This window comes from Nocardiopsis sp. NPDC058631, assembly GCF_042716955.1.
Lineage (GTDB): Bacteria > Actinomycetota > Actinomycetes > Streptosporangiales > Streptosporangiaceae > Nocardiopsis.
The window spans coordinates 1-1894 of the sequence record NZ_JBHXQY010000198.1; the positions used below are offsets into that span (position 1 = coordinate 1).

Sequence of the window (1894 nt, forward strand, 5' to 3'; positions counted from 1 at the left end):
CCCGTCTCCCGCCGGATGGCGGCGTTGATCAGGTTCGCGGCCCGGTTGGCGGAGAGTCAGCCGTTGTTGCCGTAGAACTGGTCGCGGGCGGCGTCGGTCGCGGCACCGCCCGGATCCTCGATGACGCCGCCGATCGTGTCGGCCTGGTCCTGGAACCCCTCGACGCCCTCGGTGACTCCGCCGAGCGCGTCCTGGCCGTAGGCCTGGGCCTGCTCCGTCACACCGCCGTAGGCCTCCTCGCCGAAGGTCTGCGCGGACTCGACCGCGCCGCCGTAGGTCTCCTCACCAAAACCCTGCGCCGACTCGACGGCGGAGCCGACCCCCGTTCCCTCCAGGGTGTCGGTCACCCCCTGGGACACCTCTTCGGCGGCGCCGCCGAAGAGTCCCTTGAACCAGCCGATCAGGTCGTCGAACATCGCTCACTCGCTTCATAGGTTGACCTCGACCCCGTACCCATGTCATATAAGGCCCTGGTAAGGGGTTCGAGCGCCGGACGGTGGTCCTGGGGCGCGGTTTTCTGTTGCGACGCCTGCGCTCCGCGCGGGTCCACCGCCCTCCCAGGCCCCATCCTGCCGGATGGGAACCGACCGTAGGCGAACGTGCCAGGAGCGGTCCCGTGCTCTCCTCCGCCGGCCCGGGGGCGGGCGTGCTCGCCGACGCCCGGCCGCTCACCCCAGGTAGTCCTGCGGACCCCCCTCACGGACCGTGTCGAGGGTGACGCAGTGGAACCCCCCGCCCAGGACCCGGGAGTGCCGCAGGCGCCGCGGGACCACAGTGATGCCCCGCCCCTCCAGGAGCCGGACGAGCTCGGTCTGATCCCCGTCGACGACGGCGGTCTCCTCGTCCACCATCAGGAGGTTCATGCCGACCCACGGTGTACTGAGCGTGTGCGGCACCGCGGTCGGGCCGACCTCCATCGGCGGACACCACAGCACGTCCCAGCCCTTCAGGGCCCCGGGCACGGTGGCCGGGGTGACGCGCTCGGGGTTGAGCAGCACCAGCCCGGGACGCAGCAGGCAGATGGTGCTGTCGATGTGGGTGCCCTCGTAGACGCCGCGCAGGGGGTGCACCCGCACGTCGCCGAGCAGCCGCAGGGTCGACTCCAGCCACCGCAGCCCCAGTTCGTTGCCGCTGCGGGAGACCTGGTAGAAGACGTCCCGGCCGAGTCTGAGGCAGTTCGCCGCCTCGAACGCGGGCTCCGACTCGCCCAGTACGGGGAAACCGTCCGCGTCGTACTCGTACAGGGAGTCGTCGAGCACCGGCCGCGGGGCCGAGATCCAGTGGGCACCACGCAGGAGGTAGTCCTGGAACAGCGGACGCCACCCGAACGTCTCGAAGTAGCGGGCCCGCATCGGGCTGGGGCTCTCGATGAGCGCCGGTCCCACCACGAGGGTGAGGTCCCGGGGGCAGTACGAGCTGCGGCCGGTCGTCCGCCAGCCGGGGCCGCCGTACTCGACGCCGTGGTCGACGGCGGGCGGCCGGTGGACGGTCACGCCGAGGTCCCGCAGCGTGTCGGCCAGGACCGCGAGGTCCTCGTTCGACTCCTCGATGACGTGTCGGGGGAAGAGGCCGGTGCCGATCCCGAGCAGCTCCGAGGGCGTCAGGTCCGGGTAGCAGTTCAGCCAGGCCGACGGGTCCGTCAGCGGAGGGACCCGTGAGTGGGTCGCGTCTCCGACGACCACCTCCCTCAACCTGGTGAACTCGTCCCACGAGTGCACGGCCGGCAGCACCGGCCGGGGCGAGGGGGCGTGCGGGGCAAGGTCCGGACGCACCACCGGCGCGTCCGCGGTTCCAGAGCTCATGTGTTCCTTCCCGCGAACTGCAGGTCCTACGTCCCCGTGTCTGGGGGCGGCGTCCAGATACCGGCCCACCTGCCCGACCAGGACGTTCATCT

The 1894-nt window shown here is 71.4% G+C and carries 2 protein-coding genes; both read right to left on the reverse strand.

Features of this window, described 5'->3' with window-relative positions:
* Positions 1 to 56: 56 nt before the first annotated feature.
* Positions 57 to 416, reverse strand: coding sequence for a hypothetical protein (locus tag ACFWTE_RS29900; RefSeq protein ID WP_378783308.1), 360 nt, complete (start codon positions 414 to 416; stop codon positions 57 to 59).
* Positions 417 to 668: 252 nt separating this feature from the next.
* The gene (locus ACFWTE_RS29905; RefSeq protein WP_378783309.1) at positions 669 to 1802 is read right to left on the reverse strand and encodes a glycine amidinotransferase; all 1134 of its coding nucleotides are present in this window, start codon (positions 1800 to 1802) and stop codon (positions 669 to 671) included.
* Between the last annotated feature and the right edge of the window lie 92 nt (positions 1803 to 1894).